Source organism: Shewanella marisflavi (assembly GCF_002215585.1).
Lineage (GTDB): Bacteria > Pseudomonadota > Gammaproteobacteria > Enterobacterales > Shewanellaceae > Shewanella > Shewanella marisflavi.
Genome location: NZ_CP022272.1, coordinates 1,199,704 through 1,221,712 on the forward strand (window position 1 = coordinate 1,199,704; position 22,009 = coordinate 1,221,712).

Genomic DNA, 22,009 nt, shown 5'->3' on the forward strand with positions numbered 1-22,009 from the left:
CATTGTAACAGTTAAACGGGAGCCATGTGGGCGCTTTATCACTGTCGGGGAAAAGTTTAGTCGGCCGTCTGATGCTGGCATTTGGCCTGTTGGCCGTGCTGCTACTGCTGCTGGTGACCCTGGGCAGTGTCTCCCTCTATTGGGTCAAGGTCGCCGACAAATACCTGTATGAGGAGGCCTTGCCTGCCTCTGAAGCGGCCCGTCAGCTGATGCAATCGGCCAATGCCTTGCTGGATAACGCCCAGGGGCTGGAGCGGGTCGAAGAGGAGGCGCAGCGCGCCTTTGTTGGCCGCAAGCTGTCCATAGAGAGTAGTCATCTGCTTGGTGCCATTGCCAGACTCAAGACGCTGGATCTGAAAGGTGATGGCCATCTGGAGCTGGCCGCTGGTGAGATCATTCATGATCTTAGTGTGCTGGGACGGCAGGTGGGCGAGCGTCTGACCTTGGCGAAACAGTTAAATCAAGATGGCCTTGCCCTGGCTGACGCCGCCAGTCGCTCGATAGAGCTGCTTGAAGCCGAGCTGGCTGTGGTGGATTCGGCTGTCTTGGCTAAGTTGAGTCTTGCCTATCCACAGGTGGCCGGTGAGCGTCAAAGCGGTTATCTGCTTGATACCATCATAGAAAAAGATCTCGAGATTCAGGCGCGTCTCAATCGTGCACTGGCGCTTATTCATCATCTGGCGCTGGTGGGCCAGCTATTGCAAACTCCTGAGCAGCACCTTGGTCTCAATAAGGTGTTGAGTAGCATGTCTCGGGTGCTGACCCAGCTGCCTGCCAGCGAATACCGAGTGCAGATGCCCGCCGGGCAAGCTGGTGCATTAAGCGACCAGGCTGACGGCCTTAATCTTCCAAATCTGATGCCACTTGAGCTGCTAAAAGGAGTGGTACGCGATCCGGTGCGGGCGACCGAGCTTGAGCATGAGTTAAAGGTTTTGCGCGGTGTTGGCGATAAACTCAGACTTCAGCAGCGCTATACCCAGGTGCTCAACACCCAGACCCAACAGTTGCAACGTCTTACCGATAAACTTGGGCGCCTCAATACCATGGTTGATGCTTCTATGACGGCGCAGCAGGCTCAGGCTGAACAGGCGCGTGGAGAGTTCTTACGGCAACTCTTCTGGGCGAAGGCTGGGCTGTGGGGCACGGGGTTGCTGATGCTGGTATTGATCTTAATGGTGGTCTACCGGGTGATCTACAAAGGGATCGCGCTGCGACTTCATGAGGCGACCGACGCTTTGTCCCGGCTGAGCCGTGGCGATACCCAGGTAGAACTTGATCCCCACGGCGATGATGAGCTAACGGCCATGGCCTCGGCCATAGATGCCTTCAAGCAGAAGACAGATCACAATCAACGTCTGCAATCTGCGCTGCAGGAGACAGCCTCAGAGTTGTCGGCCCATAAGGCATCACTGGAAACCACGGTCGAGGAGCGTACCCAGGCCCTGGCTCAGGCGAACCGACGCCTGGATGCCGAGGTGAAAGGCCATGCCCAGGCGAGGCAGATGGCTGAGGCGGCCGATCAGGCCAAGTCACTCTTCTTGGCGACCATGAGCCATGAGATCCGCACGCCCCTCAATGGCCTGCTCGGCACCTTAACTCTCTTGGCCGAATCAAAGCTGCCCACGGCGCAGAAACAGATGTTGGCACTATCTCAATATAGTGGTGCCCTGTTGCAGACTGTGCTGAATGATATCTTAGACTTTTCCCGCTTGGAGCAGGGCAAACTCAGTAATGAGCCGCGTCCCGTCGCCATCAATGAGTTGCTCGACGAGGTGGTGGCCATCATGCTTGCCGGAGCCGGCAACGCAGGTCTTTCGCTACGCTTGCAACGTGATCCCTTACCCGAGTGGATCAGCCTCGATGGCCCCAAATTGCGTCAGGTGCTGTTTAACCTGCTGGGCAATGCCATTAAATTTACTCCCGCAGGGGAGATCTGCCTCAAGGTGCGTCAAGCAGGCGATCGACTCATATTCTCTGTGAGCGACACAGGCCTTGGGATCCCCGAAGATGCCAAGGCGCGGCTGTTTACCGCCTATAGCGCCCAGCCTAATCAAGGACGCAGCCGGGGCACAGGTTTGGGGCTTGCCATTAGCAAGGAGTTGGTCTGTCTGATGGGGGCTGATGCCGAGGGGATCTGGGTCGAGACCAAGGTGAACAAGGGCAGTACCTTTGGCTTTAGTTTACCCTTGGTGATCTGTGAGGCGCCCAAGCTGAGCGCAACCGATATCGTGCCCACGGTATCGCCTAAGCGGGTACTGGTGGTGGAGGATAACCAGGTTAACGCCATGGTGGCTCAGGGCTTTTTAGCACATCTTGGCCATGAGGCGGTATTGGCCCAGAGCTGCGCCGAGGCCTTGAACATCTGCCAGGCAGGGCGTTTCGATGCCGTCATGTTGGATATACAGCTCGCCGACGGTTCGGGCATAACGCTGCTCAGTCGTCTGCGGGAGATAGTCGATCCCGCGGTGCGCTTTGCCGCCTTTACCGCTCAGCTTCAGCCGCAAGATATTGAGTGCTATCGCCAGGTGGGGTTTGATGAGATTTTAGCCAAGCCACTGAATATGCAGTCTCTAATGCACTGGATTGGCCGCGCCGCCCAAGAAGATAGCACCCCTGATATCCAAGATGATAGCAGAGGCGCCAAGCCTGGCTCGCTGGCAAGTCCTGAAGAGTCAGCAATCCCCGAAGAGCCAGTAAGCGCAGCGCCCTTGCTCGATAGCGAGCAGTTTAGTGCCGATCTCAGCTGTCTTGGGCAGGCGGCGATGGAGCAGATGTTGACTCTGTATCGCAGTTCGAGTCAGGCGCAGATGGAGCAGTTGGCTAAGCAGCCTTCCGAGGCGCCAAAACTGTTGCATGGCCTCAAGGGCAGTAGCGCCAATATGGCGATGCTGCGACTGGCCGAGCGTTGCCAGCTCCTGGAGAAGCGGAGCCTGCAACCTGAGGATATCGAGTCGTTAACCGGGCTGTGGCGTGAGTCGCTGGCTGAGTTTGAGCGCTGTCTGTTCAGCCAATCCTAACCGGTATGGCTTAGCGCCTTTATGGACTAGTGCCGGCGCGCAAATCTGCTAAACTTGCGCCCCAATGGCCAACACATGTAGATCGTCACCTATGTTATTTTCACAAATGTCTCTCCCTGCGCCGCTGCAACAGGCGCTTAGCACCCTGGCGTTTGAGCAAGCCACGCCGATTCAGGCTCAGGCGATCCCTTTGATCCTGGCCGGTGAGGACCTGTTGGCTTCGGCGCAAACGGGCACAGGCAAGACGGCGGCCTTTGCCTTGCCATTGCTGGCCATCTTGAGCCAGACTCCAAGCCAAGCACAGTCGCCTAAGGCGCTGGTGTTGGTGCCCACGCGGGAACTGGCGCTGCAAGTTCATCAATCGATTCAAGCACTGGGGCAGTTTACCTCCTTGTCGGCGGTAGTGATCTATGGCGGCGTGAGTATCGAGGCCCAGTGTCAACAGCTCAGCGCTGGCGTAGAGATCATTATCGCTACCCCGGGCCGGCTGCTAGACCTGCATCGACGCGGCGCGGTAAACCTCAATGAAGTGGCGCACCTGGTGTTCGATGAGGCCGATCGCATGCTGGATATGGGCTTTGCCGACGAGATAGCCCAGCTGATGGCCCTGCTACCGACTGAGCGTCAGACCCTTTTGTTTTCTGCTACCTTGGATGACGAGGTACTTAGCTTGAGTCACAAGTGGCTTAATCAACCTAAGCGCATTGCGGTGAGCCCAGAAAACAGCGCCAGCAAGGACGTTGAACAGCGGGTGTACGCGGTCGATAGTGAGCGCAAGTTTGCCCTCTTGTGTCACCTGATCAACAAGGGAGATTGGCAGCGTGTGCTGGTGTTTAGTCGCAAAAAGGTGGCGGCCGATAAGCTGGCGGAGCGTCTGTCGCAGCAGGCGATCAGCGCGCGGGCGTTTCATGGCGATCTGGGCCAAGGCGTTCGCGAACAGGTGCTAAATGGCTTCCGCCAAGGGGAGATTAAGGTGCTGGTGGCCACAGATGTCGCGGCTCGAGGCATAGATATCGATGCCTTAGACTATGTGGTTAACTATGAGCTGCCCTATGTGGCTCAGGACTATGTGCATCGTATTGGCCGTACCGGCCGAGCGGGTAAGCAAGGCGTCGCGGTGACCCTCTATAGCGAGGAGGATGCACTATTGCTGGAGGAGGTCGAGGTTCTGCTGGATAAACGTTTGCCTCAGCAGTGGTTGCCGGGATTTGAGCCCGACCTAACCAAGGCAGATCCCAATCCAAAGCGTCACGGTAAGGCGGCGCAGAAACGCCGTGCCAAGCGTCGTGGTCAGGGAGGCAGGCGTTAGCCCTGTTGGTAGTAAAGCATCTGGCCCTTAAAGCTGGGGGACATCTCGGCGGTGGGGGCGATTTTTTCCTGATGGTGGCTATAGCCTAGGCTGCACATCTTCTTGCTAAAGGCGGCATGGTTACCACGGCCCGGGTCGACTAAGATCACCTCGCAGGCGGGCGCCGCGTGGCGATGGATAAAGGTCGATAACAGCTCAATATGCTCTCGTTCGTAGAGCAAGTCTGCACCTATGATCAGGTCAAATTGCCCCAGACCATCGCTATGGGAGTCCCAGCTGGTGCGCAGAAAGGGAATAGTCTCGCCTTGGTTAAGACGCACATTTTCCCGTAAGAAGTTACCGGCTTCTGGGTGGTAATCTGTGGCGGTAATATCGGCTTGACGGCTGTTGAGCAGCAGGCTGGCCAGCGCCATGCCACAACCCACCTCTAAGATACGCTTGTTGTCGATATCGAAACTCACCATCTGATCCGCCAGTGCCTTACCCGAATCCCACAGCACACCAAACAGTGACCATTGGGCGGAGGAGATCCCTAATGACTCGGCTTCCCCAAGGGGATCTGAGTATTCCTGTCGGTCTCTGAGGCTGCGGATATGTATGTCTGTGTGGGGGTATTCCAGGGTCTGATAGCGGACGCGTGGCGCACTCATGGCGGTTAAACTCCTTGCGTTAACGGTAAACGCAACAAGCCTAGATCGATATCGATTCGCTACGTGTCGAGCGGCTACTATAAGGGGTATTAGTGCAAATAGCTATCGAGAAGAAAAAGGCGCCGACAATGAGCGGCGCCTTCTGTGTGGTGATTGTTATTCAATCATATTGATACTTATTGATTTTTTGACGAATGCTCGCAAAGCGCCTCACAATCGGCCTGTACCCAAAGTTTGGTGAGCTGAGCCAGTGCGCCATAAAAGGTCCCCTTATCGACCTTGGCAACCTGGTCGGCAAAGCTGGCTAACCAGGCATTCAGGTTTGGCGCGATAAAGGCCAGCTGGCTGGCATCGTCACGCTGACAGGCCTGGTGGGCCACATAGGCCAAGATCACTGCGATATGATCTGCGGGCTCGGGGAAATCCTTGTGCAGCTGAAGCTGACTCTGGGCTAACGTCTCCAGCATCGATTGATGTTGCTCACCAAACAGCAGGGTATTTGCCTGCTCCGCTTGGCTGAGGTACAAGCTGGCATAGGGATTGGCGCTTAGTTTGCCGCCCACCAGAAAGAGTGAGCAGTAATCTGCAGCCAGTTCCAGCAGCTCTCTTTCGCTATTCAAGCTGCTTAATTTCTGCCTGAGTTGGCCAATCGACGGCGCCAGCTGGGGATCGGCAGCCAAGAGGTCAAAGAAGGCCTGCGCCTCAGGGCTGGTAAGCCGCTGCAGACTCTGGCTATCTATCTCGCGGGCGAATAGATCTGACAGTAGCGCATATACCTTGCCCCGAGCTTGGTTCTGGGGCGTATCATGGCGGTTTGTGCTGTGCATCTGTGTATCTCCTTTGACTTTGGCCACAGGGTTAGAGCGACGTCTCGATAGGGCCGCTAAAGGCGCTGACTTCTGGGGCCTTGCCGGTAAACTTCTCAAACTCCACCTGACAGGTATAGGCGGCGCAGGCCTGCGCCAGCTTAGAGCTGCCGATATCTTGAGTCAGGGTGTTGGGGTCGCCATAGCTGCACAGGGCACCTATCTCATTACCGCCTTGCTTGCTGCCATCCTTACCGACAGGGCCATACCAGGCGCCTTCATGGATACGGATCACCCCCTGAGGGAAGCGGTTCGATACCCGGGCGCCCGCCAGTAGCTGTCCTCTGTCGTTGAACACCCGCACCAGATCGCCATCCTTGATGCCGCGGGCCTTGGCGTCCAGCGGATTGAGGTAGACGGGCTCGCGTCCCTGGACGGTATAGGTTTTACGGTACTCCTGCGACTCACACATCTGTGAGTGTAGACGCTGATCCGGGTGACAGGATTGCATCCAGATGGGGTACTTGTCTGAACCTGGACCGCCGTGGCTACGCTCGTTCTTCTCCATCCAGGTGGGGTGACCTGGGCAGTCGTCATAGTTGAACTGGGCGATCTTACGGCTGTAGATCTCGATAAGGCCCGATGGCGTGCCTAACGGGTTAATTTCGGGATCATCTCTAAAGTCGCTGTGGCGCGTCCAGGGTTCTCCTTCACCGAAGTGTACATAGCCCTGCTGCCAGAAAGTGTCGAAATCTGGCATCTCGAACTTACCGGCGTTGGCAGCCTTACACTCGTCATAGAGTTTTCTCAGCCAATCGAATTCCGACAGACCGCGGGTGTATTGCTTCTCTTTGCCCATGATCGCGGCAAAGCGGGTGAAGATCTCGAAATCTGACAGACTCTCATACAGAGGCTCGACCATCTTCTGCATCGCCAATACGCCGCGGTTGGCGTAGCTGCCGTAGACGTCGATATCGTTGCGCTCAAAGGTGGTACAGGCCGGCAGCACGATATCGGAGAAGCGGCAGGTGGCTGTCCAGTTCACATCTATGGTGACCACACACTCCAGCTTATGGAAGGCGCGCTTCATCTTGTTTCTGTCTTGATGATGGTTCCAGGGGTTGTTGCCCGAGAACACCATCATCTTGATGTCGGGGTAGGTGACCTTGCTGCCGTTAGCATCTATGGTCTTGCCCGGTTCTAAGATGGCATCTATCCAGCGTGACACAGGAATCGTGCTGCTGGCGCCTTTGAAGTCTGTGCTGTCAAACAGCGGCTTTTGGCCTTCATCCAGGTTACGTGGGAAGGCGCCTGGCGCTGCCGCCCCCGATGATGGTACGCCTATGCTGGAGTAGTGGTGGCCATAGCTGATGCCGCCGCCCGGCAGGCCTATTTGGCCTATCATGGTGGCCAGTACCGCCGCCATCCAGTAAGGTTGCTCGCCATGTTGCTGGCGCTGAATACACCAGCCCATCATGATCTGGGTGCGCCCCTTGGTCATTACCTTCGCCAGATCTTTGATGATCTCGACGCTCACACCAGTGATCTGGCTGGCCCACTCTGGGGTCTTGGCCACGCCATCTTTCTCGCCAAGCAGATAGGGAAGGAACTGGTCGAAGCCCAGGCTGTAGCCTTCGATGAATGCCTTGTCGTGCAAGTTTTGGCTCACCATCTCGTGGGCGATACCCAGCATCAGGGCCACGTCTGTCTGTGGGTTGATGTAGAGCTGCTCACAGCCCAGGTATTTCTGGGTCTTGGTCACCACAGGATCTATGCTGATCACCCGAATCTTGCCCTGGGCCACTTTCTCTTTCAGCTGCGCCAGATAGCGGTAGGACTCGTGAGTCTCGGCATTCCAGCCCACCTGCAGATTCTTATAGGGATCGTTTGACCAGAGCACTATGGTGTCGCTGTGCTCGAGGATCAGTGGCCAAGAGGTACCCTGGGCATAGACCTCGGTCGAGCCGAGCACATAGGGCAGAATTGTCTGTCCGGCGCCAGTAGAGTAGTCGCCCACTTTCTTAACGAAGTTACCGTGCATCCCCACCGCGCGTTGCATATGGCTGGTGGAGGAGTGCAGCTGGCCGGTGGCGCGCCAACCCGTCTGACCCGCATGCAGCCCGGACGGGCCATACTTGGTCTGGATCTCATCTAATGAGTCCTTAAACAGTGATAAGGCCTTGTCCCAGGTGACGCGCACGAAACGATAGTCGCCGCGCTCCAGGGTATTGCTCTTATGACCATTGAGCAGGAAATCGAGGCGCACCATAGGGTAGCGCACACGTGAGGGGTTATAGACCAGCCCCTTGATGCCTTTGATCATATCTGTAGGGTGATCATCTAAGTCGAAGGGGATCACCTGGTCGATGACGCCATTTTTACGTGTCATCTTAAAGGCGCCGAAATGGGAGCCCGTGGTTTTCCAGACTTCATCTGTACCCGCACTGGCCAGAGCGTTGAGCGGAGCCAACAGTGACGAGCCACTGAGGGTGACATAGGAGCTGGCCGCGAGGCCTTTTAGAAAATCTCTTCTGTTCATGATGCTATCCTGTTAGTGCGCTGAGGTGGCAAAAGTCGATGAATGTTCTTGCAGGTATTTCTGCACTAAGGCCTGGGTGTCTTGGTCCATGTTGACGAAGGCGATCATTCCCTGAAACATACCTGGCCAGGTGTTGGCGTCGAAATGCGCTTCATCGGGCTGGGTGTGACAGACACTACAGCTGCTGGAGTAGGTTTCGCGGGCGTAGTCCCACAGTGGCTGAAGATCTTTGACCAGATAATCGCTATCTACCCAGATCTGCGCCTCGACCCGCTGCCAAGTTAGGCCGGTAAGGGGATCTTGTTGCTCTTCAAATACTTCCATCACGCCAGGCTCAAGTGCGGCATCTTTCGAGAGCTGGGCCGAGAGGATATTCATGCCGAAATCAAAGTAGATCACCCGGCCTGCGCCGATTTTTTTACGCCAGCCATCGATACCTATCTTGGCCCGTTGACCCTTGAGTTCGAGTACCTTTACCTTAGTGGCGATGTTGAGTGTGCCCGCCTCGACGTCGGTTTTCTCGTTGAAGAAGAGTGGCTTGGTTAGGGCGCTGAAGTAGCTTTCACCGAGTGTCAGGCTGCTTTCACCGGATCCCACCTGGGCGATAAGTTCTGGTGCGCGTGAGGTGCCCATGTCTGGCAACTTGTGGGCGATCCCCTTGTGACAATCGATACAGCTTTGATCCAGTTCGGCGGCGCGTTTCATCTGCTTCTGGGCCAGCTTGGACATCTCGTCCCACTTCATCGAGTCGTAGTTATGGCAGTTCTTACAGGCGAGGGAGTTATCGCGATCGAAACGTTTCCATTCGCGGCTCGCCATCTCCAGGCGCTTGGCCTCGAACTTCTCTTCTGTGTTAACGGTTTGCAGCAGCCAGCCCCACATGTCGTGTGATGCTTCTATCTTGCGTCCTATCTTACGGCTCCAGTTGTGGGGAACGTGACAGTCGGGGCAGGTGGCACGTACGCCAGAGTGATTCGACCAATGCACTGTGTTTTGCAGCTCCTGGTAGGGCTTACTCTCCATGCTGTGGCAGCTGATGCAGAAGGCTTCTGTGTTGGTTGCCTCCAGCGCGGTGTTAAAGCCGCCCCAGAAGATGACGCCCATCAGGAAGGCTGACAGGCTTATGGCACCTAGGGTAAGGGTTTTGGCGGGCTTATTGAGGGTACGCCAAAGGGTGATAAACCACTTCATAGCAAGATCCTTTCTCAAGTTGGTAATGGGTTAATGGGCGACGACGCCGCCAAAGGCCTGGATCATCCAGATAATGAAGCCATAGGCGCTAATGCCCGTGACGGTCAGCATAGGGAAGAGCAGCACTATGATGAAACTAAGGGCTTTGAGCTCTTTGGCCTTATCTTGCTTTGGTGTTTCGCTTATTGGGTGTGATGACATGACAGACTCTCTTAGTTGATCTTTGTCTATGCCTGCATGGTAGAGAAGGGATATGAATAGGGGTGATGCTGGGGATGAACCAAGAGTGACAAGTTATGAAAAAATATGAATAAAATTGAGTTGTAGCAGGGGGCTGGAATTTTTAGTTAATTAACGTGCTGATATCGCTTGAAATATTGTTCATCTCCTGTGAGGGAGTGTCAGCAATAGTTGGTGCCATCTCAGCCTTAAAAAGCATTAGCACGAAAGTTGAACAAAAGTTTGGCGAATTGTTAGCTCGCTCTAGTTTATCCGCCCTGCTTTGCTGTAGAATGCGCCGCCAACAAAGGCTGTGTTATAGGTAAGTATTTGCTTACCTGAAAAGGTCGGTATTTCCTCAGTTACCGATTTGCAGGTCACGTAAGGTACACCAATAAGTACTTAGTGGATCTCTCACCCATGGATATCTGTCCTGGGGCTCTAACTTGCCATAGCCTTCCAAATTAAGAGATCAAAAAAGGTAACTACTATGAAGTCTGAACAGACTCTCGCTACACCCGCTGTACCTGCAAGCTCCTTGCTTGACCGTTATTTCGCCATTACCGCCCGTGGTAGCACATTGCGCCAAGAGGTGATTGCCGGCTTAACCACCTTCCTTGCCATGGTCTATTCGGTGATCGTGGTGCCTAACATGTTGGGCGCGGCGGGTTTCGACCCCGGCGCCGTCTTCGTGGCCACCTGTCTGATTGCTTCCTTCGGCTCCCTCTTGATGGGGCTGTGGGCTAATCTGCCGATGGCGATTGGCTGCGCCATCTCTCTGACCGCCTTTACCGCCTTTAGCATGGTGCTGGGTCAGGGGATCTCGATTCCCGTGACTCTGGGCGCCATCTTCCTTATGGGGGTGGTATTCACCTTGGTGAGCGTAACCGGTGTGCGTCAGTGGGTACTAACCAACCTACCTAAGGGGATCGCCCATGGTACAGGTATCGGTATCGGCCTGTTCCTGCTACTTATCGCCACAAACAGCGTGAACCTGATCGTGGCTAACGATGCTGGCCTGCCAGTAAAGCTTGGCGACATTCATAGCTTGCCTGTCATCGCCACTGTGATTGGCCTTGCAGCTACCATAGGCCTTGAGCGACGCGGTGTTCCAGGTGGTATCTTATTGGTGATCATCGCTTTGTCACTCTTTGGCCTAGTGTTTGACTCAAGCGTGACTTATCAAGGTTTCTTTGCCCTGCCAGATTTGATGTCTGACAAGTCGCTTATCGGTCAGCTGGATATCATGGGGGCGTTAAACCCTGTGGTACTGCCTATTGTGCTGGCGTTGGTGATGACGGCGATTTTTGATGCGACCGGCACCATCCGCGCTGTGGCAGGTCAGGCAGAGCTTTTGGATGAGAAAGACAATATTGTTGGCGGCGGTAAGGCGCTGACCTCTGATTCGGTGAGCAGCATCTTTGCGGGCGCCGTTGGCGGCGCGCCAGCAGCCGTGTATATCGAGTCGGCGGCGGGCACTGCCGCTGGTGGTAAGACGGGCCTGACGGCAACTATCGTCGGCGTACTCTTCCTGCTAATGGTATTCCTGGCGCCACTGAGCTACCTGGTACCGGCTTATGCCACGGCGCCTGCGCTCATGTATGTGGGCTTATTAATGCTAAGTAACGTCACTAAGCTGAATTTCGATGACAAGATCGATGCCATGGCCGGTCTAACCTGCGCCGTGTTTATCATCCTAAGTTGCAATATCGTGACTGGTATCATGCTGGGCTTTGTGACCTTAGTGATCGGCCGTCTGGCCAGCGGTGAGTGGCGCGCACTGAAGCCTGGTGTGTTAGCCATCACTATCGGTCTGGTGGTCTTCTATATGGGTGGCTGGGCGATTTAAGCCTATATCGAATCCAAGGCTATTGGTTTAGCCGCGACGCCGATAAGATAAACCCAGGTCATTTGACCTGGGTTTGTTGTTTAAGGCTTTCGATTAAGGCTTTTTTAAGAGGATTTTCACCAAGGGATTCGAGTAAGGCTTCTAATTCAGCCCTTGGTTGAGACAAACGAGCGCTATGGCCGCTCTGGGTTTACCTCATCCTGGCTGAAGGCGCGCAGCAGATCTTTCCAGGTGATGATGCCAACGATTTTGTTAAAGCTCAGTACTGGCAAGCAACCTATGTTATGGGCCAACATTAGCTGGCTGGCGGTCTTGATATCGGCCTCGGGCGCTATGGTGATGGGGTCGCGAGTCATGACCTGATGGGCGCGGCGTTGCAGGGTGTCGCTGTCACGCTCTGTCTCACCTATGCTGCCGATATGAGGGCTAAGAGTGCGTAAATAATCACGCTCCGACAAGACGCCCTGCAAGATGTCGTTCTCAATAACCAAGAGGTGGTGAAAGGGGGCGCTGTCAAAGATCTCTTTGACTATAGTGAGCCTGTCATCCATCTCTATGGTGACGACCCTGCTGCTCATGATCTCCGCTACCCGTATTGTCATCGCCAACTCCTAATGGGCTTAGGTTTTACTGAGTTTTGTATATATCTCAGAGACTTTGGTGAAATATCATCCTTGTTCAAGTTATAACAGATAAATGAATGTTCAACAAATGACCATCTAAATTTCACATAAATGTCATGGGCTTGCCTTCTAATGGCTGGGACTATCGCTACGCCTGAGGAATAGGATGAATTCTATGTCATTGGCTCCCCAATTAAGCCAGCTGAATTTGAATCAACATAAAGCGGTGCGTTACACCAGCGAACTGATTCGGCGGCGCTCTATCACCCCGGAAGATGCCGGTTGCCAGCAGTGGCTTGGCGCTAAATTGGCGGCACTGGGTTTTAAGGTATCCCATTATCAAGACCAAGGGGTGAGTAATCTGTTGGCCGAACTGGATGAGCGTCCGGCGCTGCTAGCATTGGCAGGTCATACGGATGTGGTGCCGCCTGGAGATCTGAGCCGTTGGCTGAGCCCGCCGTTTGCCGCTACTCTGGCGGGGGATCTGTTAATTGGGCGCGGCGCCGTGGACATGAAATCTGGGCTTGCCGTCATGTTGGCGGCGGTAGAAGATCATATCAATTGTCATGGAATGCCGAGGGCTAATTGGCAGTTTATCGTCACCAGTGACGAAGAGGGGGAGGCCGAGTTTGGTACCCTGGCTTTGGTGGAGCGTCTAGCGGCTCTGGGGCGTTTGCCCAAATACTGTGTGGTCGCTGAGCCCACCGCCGATAAGCGCGCCGGTGATGTGATTAAGATAGGTCGGCGCGGCGCCATCTCTGCACGCCTCAGTCTGAAGGGCAAACAGGGACATGTGGCCTATCCTAAGAAGGCGGTGAATGCCCTGCATATGGCGGCGCGGGTGATGCAGGCGCTTGAGGCCCTCAGTTGGGACGAGGGCAGCGACGATTTTCCCGGCACCAGCCTGCAGGTCACCCATGTGGACTCGGGGGAATTTACCGACAATATTGTCCCTGGAAGCTGCGAGATCTGCTTCAACATCCGCTATAGCTATCGTTATAGTCAAGGGGACATCATTGAGCGCATTCAGCGTTGCCTCGATGATCTGGCGCTGGGTGAGGATGCTATCTGCTTGCAGTGGGAGCGTGGCTGTCAGCCCTATCACACCCAGGAAAATGATGGCCAGAGCCTGATCGCCCAGGTGGAGTCGGCTATCTTTGAGGTAACTGCCAGCTTTCCGCGTCTCTCTACCTCTGGTGGTACCTCGGATGGGCGTTTCTTATCATCGCCTCAGACCCAGGTGATTGAGCTGGGTCTGCCCAATCACACCATACATCAGGTCAATGAGCGGGTGGAGATTGCTGAAATAGTGCGCCTGTATCAGATCTATCGCGCCTTGTTGAGGCGTTTCGATGATCATGGTTAGTCTCAATATTTAGTCATAAAAAAGACGCCCATGAGGCGTCTTTTTTACTATCTCTTAGCTAAAAATACTACTTGAGCAGGCTCTCTTCACCGCCAGTATTGAGCTCCGGCAGATGGCAGTCGATGTAGCGGGCACGTTTCTTGGCCTTAAGCTTATGGGTGTCGACCAGCACCAGGCCATCGATACAGTCGCCAAACTCGGGGTCGATACCAAAATCGAGGAAGCTCACACCTAAACCGTCGCACAGCTCGCCATATTGCTTGTACAGGGCAGGGACCGCCGCGCCCATGCTGGCCAGCGCCTGCTTGAGCAGCTTAAATTCCGTCTGATAGTCTTCGCCAGGAAAGAGGGCATCGAGCTGCTCATGCTGCTCAGGGGTAAAGCGGTAACGGCTGTTGGCATGGGCCAGTTCCTGTAACGGGCAAAAATGTGCCTGATAGAAATAGACCAGCATAGCCTTCGCCTGTTCGGGTAGGGCATTACTAATAGAGACAGGGCCAAACAGGTAGCGATAGTCGGGATTTTTGGCGAGGAAGGCGCCTATGCCGAACCAGAGGTAGTCCAGGCTGCGCTTACCCCAGTATTTGGGCTGCACAAAGCTGCGTCCCAGTTCCAAGCCCTGTTCGAAGTAGGGGGCAAACTCGTCCCGATACTGAAACAGGGATTGACTGTAGAGGCCTTGGTTCTCGCTTTGGTAGAGGTTCTTGGCGCTGGCAAAACGATAGGCGCCGACGATCTCCAGCACCTTGCGATCCCAAAGTACCAGGTGCAGGTAGTCGGCGTCATATCTGTCGGTATCTCGCCGCTTGCCGCTGCCTTCACCCACGGCGCGAAAGGCGATTTCACGCAGCCTTCCTATCTCTCGCATGATGGGATTACTCTGCTTGTGGCGATAGAGATAGATGAGTTTCTCATCATGGGTCTCGCCCAGCAGTTCACACTGAGACAGGGCTTCAATCAGATCGCTGCGCGACTCGGGATGGGCGATAGCATTCTGTGTCTTAAATAGCGGACTACGGTTCTTGCCGATGCGATAGAGATGGTTCTTGAGCAGCTTTACTTGGGTCTTGAGCGGGAAGTCGCTGCTGGCCACTATCTCCTTGGGGATCAGCTGACCGATACGTAGCGGCATGGTGCGTTTAGCCTGTTTAAACATCTCTTTCACCAGCAAGAGACTGGCCAAGGGCTTGTAGATCATCGAGGCGCCGTAGAAGGTGGCCGAGTTCTTGGCGTCGGCAAACATGGGCAGCAGCGGCGCCTGACAGGCCTTGGCAATCTTTAAAAAGCCGCTGTGCCAGTGCAGATCCCTGACGCCATTGGGGCGCAGACGCGAGACCTCGCCGGAAGGAAAGATAAGCAGGGCGCCTTCGCTCTTGAGATGGTGGTGGATGTTATCCAGATGCTGTTTGGGGGTGCCGCCTGTCATGTTACGCACAGGTAATAGGATGGAATGTAGTGGCTCCAGCGTCATCAACAGCTCGTTGGCCACCACCTTGATATCCGGTCGCACCTTGCTGATCAGTTTGATCATCGCCAGGGCATCGAGCGAGCCAATGGGGTGGTTGGCATAGATCACCACCCGGCCTTCGCTGGGGATATTCTCAACCTCAGTGCTGGGCACACTATAGGTGAAGTTGAAGCTGGCCAGTACCTGCTCGATAAAATCGACTCCCTCGAGATAGGCAAACTCCTGGGTGATGGCATGACACTCCTTTTCCATCAAAAAGTAGCGCAGCAGCGCCTTGGTGGGTGGGGCCAGCCAGGGAATTTGGTTGATCTTAGGCAGGTTGGTGGCAACGACATCATCTACGGTAAAAATCATCTTTTGCATGGGATGGCTCACTGTGTTTGGCGCGGAGGCTGTCGAAAAACAGCCTCTCCATAGCAGCAGAGTAAGAGGGGAGTTTGACTAAGGGATGAACAAATTATTGCAGCCTGATGACGGCTAGCGCACGATGAGGCTGTCAGGCAGAGTGATGACAAAGGTACTGCCTTCACCTTGTCGAGAGGTGATGCTTATCTCCCCCTTGAGTACCTGAGTGACTATGTTGGAGACGATATTCATTCCTAAGCCACTGCCGCCTTTACCCCGTTTGGTGGTAAAGAAAGGTTGAAATACTTGGGCCTGGATCTCCTCTGACATGCCGCAGCCATCATCTTGATAGGTGATACGTATCCCATTCTCGCAGCGCTCCACCTCAAGGCTTAGTTGCCCCGCCTTGCCATCTGGATAGGCATGGATCACCGAGTTGTTAAACAGGTTACTGATGATCTGGTAGAAGGCTCCCGGTGTACTGTTGATGATCAGTTTTTCAGGGCAGTGGTAATGATATTGATGCGGTGTACGCGACAACATAGGGTTGAGGGAGATAAAGATCTCTTCCAGATAGGCATGCAGGTCAAACTCGCGTACATCTTCATGGGATTGATCCACCGAGACCTGCTTAAAGCTGGCGATAAGCTTTGAGGCGCGCTCTAGGTTAGCCAGCACCAGTCGGCAGCATTCTGCCACCTCGGTTTGGTATTGCTCGAAGTCTTCTTCGGTGATCTCGCCTTTGCGATAGAGCTGGTCGAAGTGTTTGACGCTCTCCTGCAGGTGGGAGGCGGCGGTGACGCTGATCCCTATGGGAGTGTTGACCTCATGGGTAATACTGGCTACCAAGCCGCCAAGGGCCGCCATCTTCTCCTTGTCCATCAACTCGCCCTGGGTATGTTCCAGCTCATCGAGTGTGTGTTTTAACTCATCGTTACGCATCTGCAGCTCTAGGGTGCGTTCGATGACTCGCTGCTCAAGTTGTTGATTGAGTTCTCGCAGCGCATGTTCCGTCTCTTTCTGCTGTTGGATATTCTTAATGGTACCGGCCACCCTAAGGGGGCGGCCCTGTTCGTCGCGCTCGACTACCTGACCGCGATTGAGTACCCAGAGCCACTTCCCACCTGGTGCCAGACCGCGATAGGTGAGAGAGAACTTATCTATTTGATCGCTCAAGCACTCTTTTACTACTCGTGAAACTTTTCGAATATCATCAGGATGCACGCAGGTGGTGATAGTTGTTTTAAGCTCTCCATCTTGCTCGGGATACTGCAAAAAGGTGTTGGTACGGGTGGCGATACCCTTGGGAATGTTCCAGTCCCAAAACTCATCACCGCTGCCCCAGAGTGCCAGTTGTAGTCGCTGCTCGCTCTGCGCCACCTCTTTTAGTAATAGTGCCTGTTGCTGATATTGAGACCACTTACGAAAGAAGATGATGCTCACCAACATCAAGGTCAGCATGAAGTAGAAGGTGTAGGCGAAGGGGGATTGCCAGGGCGGCGGATCGAGCATGATCTTTAGCCGCCTGACAGGGCTGTATTGTTGATTGATATCTTTGGCCCGGATCTCGAATAGATAGTGGCCGGGATTAAGGCCGGTAAAGTAGGTGACCTGCTCTGGTGAGCTGGTGATCCAAGTATCATTTAACCCAAGCAGACGATATTCATAACTGAGCCGGGTAGCGTTGTGTAGATCTGGGCTGTGATAGTGCAAAGAGAAGATATCAGCCGTGTGGGCCAGGGTTAAAGCAGGTGGCAAACGGGGCGTTGAATGCATCATATCCGGCAGTGGGTGAGCCTGGTCCAGCACAAACAGCTCGCTGATCACCGGCATAGTGGGCGGCTGGCGAGGGGGGATCTGCGCCGGATTGAAATGGTTGAAACCATTGACGCCCCCGAGGTAGAGAGTGTTGTTATTGCCCAGCGCCGCGGCGCCAAAGTTAAACTCGTTGTCCTGAATACCATCGATATCTGTGTAGTTGGTGGTCTGCAGCGTGTCGGGGTCGAGTTGGGTTAGCCCTTTGGTGGTGCCCAGCCAAAGGTGACGACGCTGATCGGCAAACAACAGATAGATGGTGTTGTCGATCAGGCCATCGGCCGTGGTCAACAGACGACTGCTGAAGTCTTGGGTATTGAAACGTAACAGTCCCTCGTTGCTGGCGATCCACAGAATATGATTGTTATCGGCGACGATGGAGAAGAGGTGCTTCTTGGGAATAGGGTGGCTGGTATGCAGGGAGAAATGGGTGATTTCACCGTCTGCTGTCAGTCTAATCAGTCCGTCACGTGATGAGGTGAGCCAGTAATTCCCTTCGCTATCTTGCAGCATGTCTGTGATGGTGGTGATAGGCAAAGGGACGGTGACAAACCCCTTTGTTATCCCCTCATATTTGGCGGCACCGCCATCGCTGCTGGTGACCCAAGGGGTGCCCTGCTGGTCGAAATAGAGCGCGTACAGCTGATTGCTTGGCAAGCTGTTAGGGCTGTTGGCATCCGCTTGGTAATGTATGTAGCTCTGTTTGTCTGAGGTATAGATAAAGAGGCCATCTCCCCGAGTGCCGATCCAGAGTTGGCCGGAGGCATCTTCCTTGATGAAGCTGATAAAACTTCGCCCCAGAATGGGGTTTTGCGGGTGGAAGGGCACAAAGCCGCTGAGTTCTCCGGAGGGATTTTTTTGTCCTTGGTAAACGCCGTTGGCGGTACCGACCCATAGCGTACCTTGTTTATCTTCTAGCAGGCTGCGGATATCCACATTGAGCAGGTTGTTGTCACTGAAGCTAAAACCGTGAATATGGCCGAAATACTGGGCGTCTAAAAAGGTTTTACTCATGCCGCCGCCCTTGCTACCTATCCACAGCTGTTGCTCGTTATCAATCCAGAGCGAGGTGATTACCGGGCTGTTGATACTGTAGCGGTTTTCGGCGGCCGAATTAAGCCTGTGGATCTCATTGCTGCTAGGGTTGTACCTTGCCAACCCTTGGGCGCGAAAGCCTATCCATAGGCTACCAAACTTATCTCGCTTAAGGGCGGCGATGGAAAAGCTGGGGCTAGCAGGTACGGCGCTGATCGCCTTGGTTTGATCATTGGTGATATCGAGTAAAAACAGTCCCCTGGTTTGGGTGCCTACCCAGAGTGTATTGCTCTTGCCCGCCTCGATGGCAGCAACCCCACGCAGTACCTCTTGGCCGTAAGGAGTGACTTGCCATACATTGTCTGTCTGTTTAAGGCTGGCCAGCCCATTGAGTGTGCCTACCCATAACCGCTCTTGAGGATCGCGATATAGGGTGTTGATGCGTCCACTCGGCAGGCCTGGGGTGTTTGTACTCTCCAGAGTCGCCAGCACATTGTTGCTGGTCGGTGAAAAGTAAAGCAGGCGATTGTCTGCTGTGGCTATCCACAGATTGCCTTGGGCGTCTTCGTTAAGATCGATAATATCATCGGGCAATGGGCTGTTGTTGCTGTTAAAGAGTTCAAAGGTTCCGCTCTTTTCATGGTATCTATTGATGCCGTCGTTGCGGGTGATCACCCATAGTGTGCTGCGGCTAAAATGTAGCTTTTTAATAAATCTCGCCGAAGGACCGAACTCATCGCCGCGGGTATCGAATATCTTAAAGTGCTTACCATCATAGCGGTTAAGCCCGGCCTGAGTTGCTATCCACAGATGTCCTTCTTTGTCATTGACGATATCTGTGATGGTGTTCATCGACAGCCCCTCTTTGGCGCCGAAAGAGTCAAATTGGGGCTGATAGCTGAAGGCTAGGCAACGGCTGCTGACTAAGCACAACAGGAAGAGAATGATTGCTCTCATTGAAGCGCGCCGAAATAGGTGTTTTTGCAATGCATTACTTGGCCCTTATGGTTAGCCTTTGTGTCCTTTGCTTGATCGCAGGTGTTACTGGTATATCCGCATAGCTTGACAAGATATGTCGCCGAATATCTCCGTCGAGAACATTCGATCAAATAGGCTGCTTATGAGTGTTTAAGTTTAGAAGTGTTTTGCGAAATTGCGAATTGAATGAATAAGATATTGTTGTGTGGCAGGCATAAAAAAGGGCAGCTTAAGCTGCCCTTGATGAGATGAAGTCTCTTTAGAAAATGAGGTGTGCGACACCTGCAATCACAGGTAGGGTGACCAAGGTTCTTAGGATAAAAATCACAAACAACTCTGCGATATTCACCGGTATCTTACTGCCAATCAGTAGGGCGCCCACTTCACTCATGTAGATCAACTGGGTGACTGACATGGCGGCGATAATGAAACGTGTCATATCTGACTCGATGGCGCTGGCAAGAATAGAGGGAATAAACATGTCAGCAAAGCCCACCACTATGGTTTTAGAGGCTTCAGTCGCTTCCGGTACCTGTAGTAGCTCGAGTAATGGGATGAAAGGCATGCCCAAGTAGTCGAAGATCGGCGTATATTCGGCGATCATCAAGGCTACTGTGCCTATGGCCATGACCACAGGGATCACACCAAAAATCATGTCGATGACATTTTTCAGGCCATCTTTAAAGGTATGTCCTATACCATTGGCCTTGGCTGCCTTAGCCAGTGCCTGCTCCAAACCCCAGGCGAATACGCCTTTGCCCTGTGGGATCACTTCATCATCAGGATGGCGTGGTGTCTCGTCTATGTAGTGATCTTTTTTCCACGAAAGTGGCGGTAGTTTAGGCACAATAATCGCGGCAACAATACCAGCTAGACACACAGTTAGGTAGAAGGGAACAAACAGGTGTTCCAGTTTAACTTGAGAGATCACCACCAGAGAGAAGGTAATAGAGACCGCCGAGAAGGTGGTACCTATGACAGCCGCTTCTCTTTGAGTATAGAAGCGTGACTCATATTGTTTGCTGGTCATTAGAATACCGACACTGCCATCACCCAACCAAGAGGCCATGCAATCGATGGCGCTGCGACCCGGGAGGTTAAACACGGGGCGCATGATTTTGGTGAGTAGGGTACCGAAGAGCTCAAGCAAGCCGAAGTTGAGCAGCAGCGGCAACAGCATACCGGCAAAGATAAAGACACAGAATAGGACGGGTAACAGGTCATTGAGCACCAAGGCCCCAGTATTACCTGAGTGAATCGCCTCCGGGCCAGTGCCGGTAAAAGTCAGTACGATAAAGATGGCACCTAATAGGCGAACTAATGTCCACATGGGACTGACATTAAGCAGTGCCTTAAAAAAGGGGTAACGTGTCAGTATCTTGGGATTAAAGAGTTTGCAGGCCAAAGTGGCAAGAGCCGTTACTACAACTATGATGGTGACGATCGCGGTTATGCTGTCACCTAATAGGTTTTGTAGCCCTTTAGATACGATGGCGATGGGAATCGTAATGGCATCTTGGTAGCTAATGGGAGTCATGAACAGTAACAGTCCGATAATAGATGGGACTAGAAACGTCAGCAGTGTTTTTATGTTATGGGTTTGTTTTTCAGCCACTTTATTTAGCCTATATTTTTGCTTCCCAACTTCGGGTAGCCATCTAATCTAATATCCGTTAATCAATACACTTTGAATATCCATTCAAGCGTAAGCGGGGAAGGTTACCCCCTAAGTCCAGTGATGTAAAACGATTATAATGCTTGGTAAGCCGTTTCACCTTTGCAGCATAGTTATTAGCACTTTATGACTATTTATATTGTACCTAAAAATGCGTCGGGTGCGCTAGGTGAAAAATAGTTAAATTCTTTTAAAAACAAAGTTATGCAGCTGTGCTTTGTGTGTTAACGTGGAGCGAGGTGGTTGGTGACGGTTTTTGAACCAGAACCTCTAGTATTAGTATGAGTGAATGTTGTTTGGATTTTATCCAGTGAGTGTTAGAAATATGCGCTAGACCTCGGCATAAATTTCTGATTCCATATATGGTTATGCAATGATGAATACAAAATATAAGGACCCTATGACTTCAAAAGAGCAGAAACTGTCTAAATTAGCATTTAGGTTTGGCTTGCTTGGACTCGTAGGACATCTCATTGGCTTGGTCGTCGCTGTGTTAGGCTTTAGCGACTATAGTGGCCAGGGGTTTAGTTTCTATAATTTTTCCTTGAGTGAGCTTGGCCAGTATGGTCATTCAGAGTTGGCCGTGGTGTTTAATGGTGGTCTGTTTTTCGGTAGTTTGAGTTTGACGCTCTTTGCCCTGTTTGCGCTGCAAAATAGTGATGGTCCCTGGGTACTAACCAGTTTCTTGCTTTTGGTTTTGTCACTGTTTGCGCTGACCTGCGTCGGTTTGTTTCCCATCAATGTCTACCATTTACACATACTGGGTATTGAGTACTTCTTCTATTTTTCTACCCTGTGTGTTGTCTTATATCTGGTTTATTTGCTACGTCATTGGCGCCGCCCAAAGCGCTTTGCCCTGCGTGGTAGCCTGGTGCTGAGCCTTTTGACTTTAGGGTTCTTGTCGAGTTTTATCTTGATGGCGCATAGCGATCAAGGTGTGGTTGCCAGCGGCATTTGGTTTTATCAAGATATGGTGATGGTAGAGCCCAGACCCGATATGCGCTGGCCTGTGATGGTGGAGTGGGGGGCGTTGCTCAGTTATATGCTTTGGTTGTTTTCTTTGGTGTGGACTCAGAGAGAAGCACGCCGAATCGCCTAAGTTTTCCCCGGCGCTTCGGCGTCTT

14 protein-coding genes are annotated in these 22,009 nt (G+C 53.2%); 5 read left to right on the forward strand and 9 right to left on the reverse strand.

Going from position 1 to position 22,009, the window contains the following annotated elements; genetic code table 11:
• Positions 1 to 26: 26 nt before the first annotated feature.
• Together torS and CFF01_RS05395 are read left to right on the forward strand one after the other, a co-directional pair.
• The gene (torS, locus tag CFF01_RS05390) at positions 27 to 3,017 is read left to right on the forward strand and encodes a TMAO reductase system sensor histidine kinase/response regulator TorS (RefSeq protein ID WP_088904112.1); all 2,991 of its coding nucleotides are present in this window, start codon (positions 27 to 29) and stop codon (positions 3,015 to 3,017) included.
• Between the two features lie 91 nt (positions 3,018 to 3,108).
• Positions 3,109 to 4,326 carry a DEAD/DEAH box helicase gene (locus CFF01_RS05395; protein ID WP_088904113.1) on the forward strand — a complete coding sequence of 406 codons (1,218 nt, stop codon included), beginning with the start codon at positions 3,109 to 3,111 and terminating at the stop codon, positions 4,324 to 4,326.
• Here the strand turns inward: CFF01_RS05395 and CFF01_RS05400 are convergent.
• The 5 genes from CFF01_RS05400 to torE form a co-directional block, all read right to left on the reverse strand.
• Positions 4,323 to 4,976: a class I SAM-dependent methyltransferase gene (locus tag CFF01_RS05400; protein WP_033537428.1), complete on the reverse strand. Its 654-nt coding sequence runs from the start codon at positions 4,974 to 4,976 to the stop codon at positions 4,323 to 4,325. The two genes, CFF01_RS05395 and CFF01_RS05400, sit on opposite strands and share 4 nt — an antisense overlap.
• A gap of 176 nt (positions 4,977 to 5,152) precedes the next feature.
• A complete protein-coding gene (gene torD / locus CFF01_RS05405; RefSeq protein ID WP_088904114.1) occupies positions 5,153 to 5,803 on the reverse strand; it encodes a molecular chaperone TorD in 651 nt (216 codons plus the stop codon).
• Positions 5,804 to 5,834: 31 nt separating this feature from the next.
• A complete protein-coding gene (torA, locus tag CFF01_RS05410) occupies positions 5,835 to 8,321 on the reverse strand; it encodes a trimethylamine-N-oxide reductase TorA (protein ID WP_088904115.1) in 2,487 nt (828 codons plus the stop codon).
• 12 nt (positions 8,322 to 8,333) lie between these two features.
• A complete protein-coding gene (torC, locus tag CFF01_RS05415) occupies positions 8,334 to 9,512 on the reverse strand; it encodes a pentaheme c-type cytochrome TorC (RefSeq protein ID WP_088904116.1) in 1,179 nt (392 codons plus the stop codon).
• Between the two features lie 30 nt (positions 9,513 to 9,542).
• Positions 9,543 to 9,713 carry a trimethylamine N-oxide reductase system protein TorE gene (gene torE, locus CFF01_RS05420; RefSeq protein WP_088904117.1) on the reverse strand — a complete coding sequence of 57 codons (171 nt, stop codon included), beginning with the start codon at positions 9,711 to 9,713 and terminating at the stop codon, positions 9,543 to 9,545.
• Between the two features lie 508 nt (positions 9,714 to 10,221).
• Here torE and CFF01_RS05425 point away from each other — a divergent pair.
• A complete protein-coding gene (locus tag CFF01_RS05425; RefSeq protein WP_088904118.1) occupies positions 10,222 to 11,580 on the forward strand; it encodes an NCS2 family permease in 1,359 nt (452 codons plus the stop codon).
• A 173-nt stretch (positions 11,581 to 11,753) separates the two neighbouring features.
• Here the strand turns inward: CFF01_RS05425 and CFF01_RS05430 are convergent, their stop codons facing one another.
• On the reverse strand, positions 11,754 to 12,182 hold the full coding sequence (locus CFF01_RS05430; RefSeq protein ID WP_033537433.1) for a CBS domain-containing protein: 429 nt from the start codon (positions 12,180 to 12,182) through the stop codon (positions 11,754 to 11,756).
• A gap of 196 nt (positions 12,183 to 12,378) precedes the next feature.
• Between CFF01_RS05430 and dapE the strand changes: the two genes are divergently transcribed.
• Positions 12,379 to 13,569, forward strand: a complete 1,191-nt coding sequence (gene dapE, locus CFF01_RS05435) for a succinyl-diaminopimelate desuccinylase (protein WP_157704945.1) — start codon at positions 12,379 to 12,381, stop codon at positions 13,567 to 13,569.
• A 67-nt stretch (positions 13,570 to 13,636) separates the two neighbouring features.
• Here the strand turns inward: dapE and CFF01_RS05440 are convergent, their stop codons facing one another.
• The 3 genes from CFF01_RS05440 to CFF01_RS05450 all read right to left on the reverse strand — a co-directional run bounded on the left by CFF01_RS05440 (position 13,637) and on the right by CFF01_RS05450 (position 20,825).
• A complete protein-coding gene (locus CFF01_RS05440) occupies positions 13,637 to 15,391 on the reverse strand; it encodes a GNAT family N-acyltransferase (protein WP_198387153.1) in 1,755 nt (584 codons plus the stop codon).
• Between the two features lie 123 nt (positions 15,392 to 15,514).
• Positions 15,515 to 19,189, reverse strand: coding sequence for a two-component regulator propeller domain-containing protein (locus CFF01_RS05445; protein WP_088904121.1), 3,675 nt, complete (start codon positions 19,187 to 19,189; stop codon positions 15,515 to 15,517).
• A 280-nt stretch (positions 19,190 to 19,469) separates the two neighbouring features.
• The gene (locus CFF01_RS05450) at positions 19,470 to 20,825 is read right to left on the reverse strand and encodes a YjiH family protein (RefSeq protein WP_033537436.1); all 1,356 of its coding nucleotides are present in this window, start codon (positions 20,823 to 20,825) and stop codon (positions 19,470 to 19,472) included.
• A 433-nt stretch (positions 20,826 to 21,258) separates the two neighbouring features.
• Here CFF01_RS05450 and CFF01_RS05455 point away from each other — a divergent pair, with 433 nt between their 5' ends.
• Positions 21,259 to 21,984: a DUF998 domain-containing protein gene (locus tag CFF01_RS05455; RefSeq protein ID WP_052125438.1), complete on the forward strand. Its 726-nt coding sequence runs from the start codon at positions 21,259 to 21,261 to the stop codon at positions 21,982 to 21,984.
• The last annotated feature ends 25 nt before the right edge of the window (positions 21,985 to 22,009 follow it).